6 protein-coding genes are annotated in these 4,831 nt (G+C 66.0%); 4 read left to right on the top strand and 2 right to left on the bottom strand.

Annotated elements, in window-relative coordinates; all coding sequences use genetic code 11:
- A partial coding sequence (msrA, locus tag AC1DT2_RS15830) for a peptide-methionine (S)-S-oxide reductase MsrA (RefSeq protein ID WP_477297361.1) occupies positions 1-513 on the top strand: 513 nt, incomplete at its 5' end.
- 108 nt (positions 514-621) lie between these two features.
- Here the strand turns inward: msrA and hutU are convergent.
- Both hutU and AC1DT2_RS15820 read right to left on the bottom strand, forming a co-directional pair.
- Entirely contained in the window at positions 622-2,295 is a 1,674-nt protein-coding gene (gene hutU, locus AC1DT2_RS15825) for a urocanate hydratase (RefSeq protein ID WP_477297359.1), read from the bottom strand.
- A gap of 100 nt (positions 2,296-2,395) precedes the next feature.
- Positions 2,396-2,827: a hypothetical protein gene (locus AC1DT2_RS15820; protein ID WP_477297358.1), complete on the bottom strand. Its 432-nt coding sequence runs from the start codon at positions 2,825-2,827 to the stop codon at positions 2,396-2,398.
- 56 nt (positions 2,828-2,883) lie between these two features.
- Here AC1DT2_RS15820 and AC1DT2_RS15815 point away from each other — a divergent pair, with 56 nt between their 5' ends.
- The 3 genes from AC1DT2_RS15815 to AC1DT2_RS15805 form a co-directional block, all read left to right on the top strand.
- Positions 2,884-4,146 (top strand): alkaline phosphatase family protein, encoded by a 1,263-nt coding sequence (locus tag AC1DT2_RS15815; RefSeq protein WP_477297357.1) that lies wholly within the window; start codon positions 2,884-2,886, stop codon positions 4,144-4,146.
- 9 nt (positions 4,147-4,155) lie between these two features.
- Positions 4,156-4,548 carry a putative signal transducing protein gene (locus tag AC1DT2_RS15810; RefSeq protein WP_063573208.1) on the top strand — a complete coding sequence of 131 codons (393 nt, stop codon included), beginning with the start codon at positions 4,156-4,158 and terminating at the stop codon, positions 4,546-4,548.
- On the top strand, positions 4,549-4,831 hold a 283-nt coding region (locus AC1DT2_RS15805; RefSeq protein ID WP_477297355.1), incomplete at its 3' end, for a biliverdin-producing heme oxygenase.

Raw genomic sequence — 4,831 nt, 5'->3', positions numbered from 1 at the left:
GTCGAAGGCGTATTCCAGCACGTCCGTGGCGTGAAGAGCGTCCGCAACGGCTACTCCGGAGGCGACGCAGCCCACGCGAACTACGACGACGTGAGCGACGGCGACACCGGCCACGCCGAGTCGGTCCGCGTGGTGTACGACCCGGCCCAGGTCACCTATGGCCAGCTGTTGCAGGTGTTTTTCTCGGTCGCCCAGGACCCCACCCTGCTGAACCGCCAGGGTCCGGATTCCGGCACGCAGTACCGTTCGGCGGTGTTCTATGCCACGCCGGAGCAGAAGAAGGTGGCTGATGCCTATGTGGCCCAGCTGACGGCGGCCCATGCGTTTTCCGCGCCGATCGTGACGCAGGTGACGCCGTTGAAGGCGTTCTACCCGGCTGAGGATTATCACCAGGACTATATGCGGCTGAATCCTGATGCGGCTTATATCGCGATCAATGACCGGCCGAAGGTGTTGGGGCTGGAGCGGATTTATCCGGAGCGGTATACGGCGGCCTGGGCGAATGGGCGCTGAGGCTGGCACCCAATGAGTGCTGAGGCGAGCACCCTATCGCCGATGAATCGGCTCCCACAGTGAGGCCTGCACAGGTCTCGTGTGGGAGCCGCTTCAGCGGCGATGCTTCTACCCTACCATCGGCAGGTTCAACCCCTGCTCCTTCGCACAAGCAATCGCATCCTCATACCCCGCGTCCGCATGGCGCATGACGCCCGTACCGGGGTCGTTCCACAACACACGGGCCAGACGCTTGTCCGCCGCCTCGGTGCCGTCGGCGACGATCACCACGCCGCTGTGCTGGCTGTAACCCATGCCGACGCCACCGCCGTGGTGCAGGCTGACCCACGTCGCGCCGCCGGCGACGTTGAGCATGGCGTTGAGCAGCGGCCAGTCGCTGACTGCGTCGCTGCCGTCGCGCATGGCTTCGGTTTCGCGATTGGGGCTGGCGACCGAGCCGGAATCCAGATGATCGCGACCGATCACGATGGGCGCCTTGAGCTCGCCATTGCGGACCATTTCATTGAACGCGAGCGCCAGACGATGGCGCTGGCCGAGACCCACCCAGCAGATACGCGCCGGCAGGCCCTGAAAACTGATGCGCTCACGGGCCATGTCGAGCCAGCGGTGCAGGTGCGGGTCGTCGGGGATCAGCTCCTTCACCTTGGCATCGGTCTTGTAGATGTCTTCCGGATCGCCGGACAGCGCGACCCAGCGGAACGGACCCACGCCGCGGCAGAACAGCGGACGCACGAAGGCGGGTACGAAGCCGGGGAAAGCGAAAGCGTCGACGAGGCCCTCGTCCTTGGCSAYCTGRCGGATGTTGTTGCCGTAGTCGAAGGTCGGCACGCCCATGGCATGGAAGGCGAGCATCGCCTCGACATGCTTGCGCATGGACAACTTGGCCGCGTGTGAGGTGCCGGTCGGATCGGACTTGCGGCGCTCGAACCACTCCTCCACCGTCCAGCCCAACGGCAGGTAGCCGTTGACGGGATCGTGTGCGCTGGTCTGGTCGGTGACGGCGTCCGGGCGGACCCCGCGACGAACCAGCTCCGGCAGCACGTCGGCGGCGTTGCCGAGCAGGGCCACGGAGACGGCACGACCTTCCTTCGCGTAACGGTCCAGGCGCGCCAGCGCGTCGTCGAGATCGGTGGCCTGTTCATCGACGTAGCGCGTCTTCAGGCGGAAATCGATGCGGCTCTGCTGGCATTCGATGGTCAGCGACGAAGCGCCGGCCAGGCTCGCGGCCAACGGCTGCGCGCCACCCATGCCGCCCAGACCGGCGGTGAGAATCCAGCGGCCGGCGAGGCTGCCGCCGTAATGCTGGCGACCCATCTCGACGAAGGTTTCGTAGGTGCCCTGCACGATGCCCTGCGAACCGATGTAGATCCACGAGCCGGCCGTCATCTGGCCGTACATCATCAGGCCCTTGCGATCGAGCTCGTTGAAGTGTTCCCAGTTCGCCCAGGCAGGCACGAGGTTGGAATTGGCCAGCAGCACGCGCGGTGCGTCCGGGTGCGACGGGAACACACCGACCGGCTTGCCGGACTGGATGAGCAGCGTTTCGTCGTCGCGCAGTTCGCGCAGGGCGCGGAGGATCGCGTCGAAGCATTCCCAGTTGCGCGCGGCACGGCCGATGCCGCCGTACACCACGAGTTCGGCCGGGTTTTCGGCCACCTCGGGGTCGAGGTTGTTCTGCAGCATGCGGAACGGCGCTTCCGTGAGCCAGCTACGGCAGCTGAGTTCCGTGCCGCGCGGTGCGCGGACGGTGCGGGTCGTGTCGATGCGCGTAAAGGCCGTCATCGGGGGAGGCTCCGTCGATCCAGGGGAATCGACGATTATGGGCTTGCCCGATGGCGGCTCGCCAGCCGCGTCGCAACAAACAACGCGTTAACAGACTGCCTTAGTGGCCTGCCGAGCCGGCGCTGGCCGGCGCGGCCCGTTGCGTGGCGTCGCGCACCCGGGGATTGGTCGGGTCACGGCGTACGGTCGCGTCCTGCTGCGACTGATAGGTCTGCTGCTGGGCGCGATCGGCGTTATCCAGCTGGTTACGCAATCCCGGATCGGTCGCCGTGTTGCGTTGCTGGTTCATGTTGTTCTGACGCAGCTGCTGCTGGACCGCGTTCTGGTTCTGCTGGTTGATCACCTGCTGGCGATTCACCTGCTGCTGGAACTGGGCGTTGTGCGACGGCGTGGTCACGACGGGCCGGGCTGCGGGCGCGGCTCGTGCCGGTGCGGCGGCCTTGACGGCTGGGGTCGATGTCTGCGCGATCGCCGCTAGCGGCATCGACATCGCAAGAAGAAACGGCAGGATCTTGTGAGATGAATTGGTCATGGGACTCGTCCATCATAGGCGGATTGCCTTGATGATCAGAGCTTACGTCGTCCCTCATGAATGCCACGTCGTCCACGCTTCAGCGCGTCGTCACCGCGCTTTTCGCCGTGGTCCTGGCCGGTTGCGCCACGCGCCCCGCCAAGCCCACCTCCCTGCCCGTCACACCCGTGCTGCTGGTCTCGATCGACGCCTTCCGGCCCGACTACCTCGACCGCGGCCTGACGCCAAATCTGGTCGCCCTGGCCGCCGACGGCGCCCGCGCCTCGTACATGCTGCCCTCGTTTCCCTCGCTGACCTTTCCCAACCACTACACGCTGGTCACCGGTCGCGTGCCTGACCACAACGGTATCGTGAACAACACCATGCAGGATCCGGTGCTGGGCAAGTTCAGCCTGTCCAACCACGCCGCGACCAGCGACGGCCGCTGGTGGGCGGATGCCGAGCCGATCTGGGTGACCGCGCAGAAGCACGGCCTGCATACGGCGACGATGTTCTGGCCCGGCACCGAGGCCGAGATTCGTGGTGTTCGCCCTGATCACTGGATTCCCTTCGACGACTCGCTCACCTCGCGCCAGCGCGTGGACAAGCTGCTTTCGTGGCTCGACGAAGCCGGCCCGCAGCCGGCCTTCGACACACTGTATTTCGACACCGTGGACCACGCCGGGCACGAGCACGGGCCGGATTCGGCCGAGCTCAATGCCGCGCTGGGCGACGTCGACGACGCCGTCGGCTACCTCGTCGCCCAGCTGCGCACGCGTGGTCTCTACGAGCACATGAACCTGGTGATCGTGTCCGATCACGGCATGGCCTACGTGCCCAAGGGCAACATCGTCTTCGCCGACGACGCCACTGACCTGAATGCGCTCGATGCCGTGTCCTATGGTGTCATGGCCACCTTCAACCCGAAGCCGGGCGTGKACGCGCGCGCGGCCGTGGCGCGCCTGCTCGGCCCGCACCAGCACATGCAGTGCTACCGCAAGCAGGACCTGCCCAAGCGCCTCGATTACGGCACCCACGCCCGCGTACCCGCCATCGAATGCCTGGCCGAGACGGGCTGGTCGATCATCAGCCGCGAGGCACTGGCCAAACGCAAGGATCCGATGTCGCTGGGCGAGCACGGCTACGACAACCTGGACCCGACCATGCGTGCCCTGTTCATCGCGCGCGGGCCGGCCTTTGCCCACGGCGTGATCGTTGCGCCGTTCCCCAATGTGGACGTGTATCCGCTGATCATGAGCGTGCTGCGCCTGCCGGCGGAGGCCAACGATGGTCATATCGAGGATGTGAAGGGCCTGCTGGCTCCGGCGCAAATCCCGTAGAATCGGGGTATGCGCCAACTCTATACCTCACCCCGCCCGGAAAATATCGACCGGATCGTGTCGCTCCTTACCGAGCACGACATCGAGACGACCGTCACCAACCGGTCGACCTGGAATCGTCCGACCTACCAGCGCTTCAGCTATTCGCAGCGCAATAACGACCGCGATTCGTGGCCGCAGGTATGGGTCAAGAGCGCCGACGATTTCCCCAAGGCCCGTGCCTTGCTGAAGGACATCGGCATCGAGCCGGTCGTGCGTTTCCAGGAAGAACTGCAGATGCACCGCTCGCCGGACCTGCGCCCGAAGCCCCAGCGCACCGCCTCGCGCGTGCGCCTGATGGCGTTGGCGATCGTCGCCGGCGTGGTGGTGGTCGTGGTGCTCAAGGCTGTCCAGGTGCTCTGAATGGCCGGAGTCGTCGGTTCGACGCCCGCCCATCTTCTCCTCCGTGAAGCGACCCGCGATGCCCATGAGGCGGCCGAAGCGACGGCCGGCATGCGCCTGTTGCTCGCCGGCGATCTGGATGAGGCCGGTTATGCCGGGCTGTTGCGGGCGCAGCTGACGCTGTTCCGTGCCTGGGAAGCCGAGCGAAGCGGTTGGCTGGCCAGGCTGGAAGAGTGGCGGTACGTGTCGCGCGCTTCGTTGATCGAAGCGGATCTGTGTAGGAGCCGATTCATCGGCGATACGG

This window comes from Luteibacter sp. P4_E6 (assembly GCF_056401535.1).
This window is presented reverse-complemented; position numbering and strand designations above follow the sequence as displayed.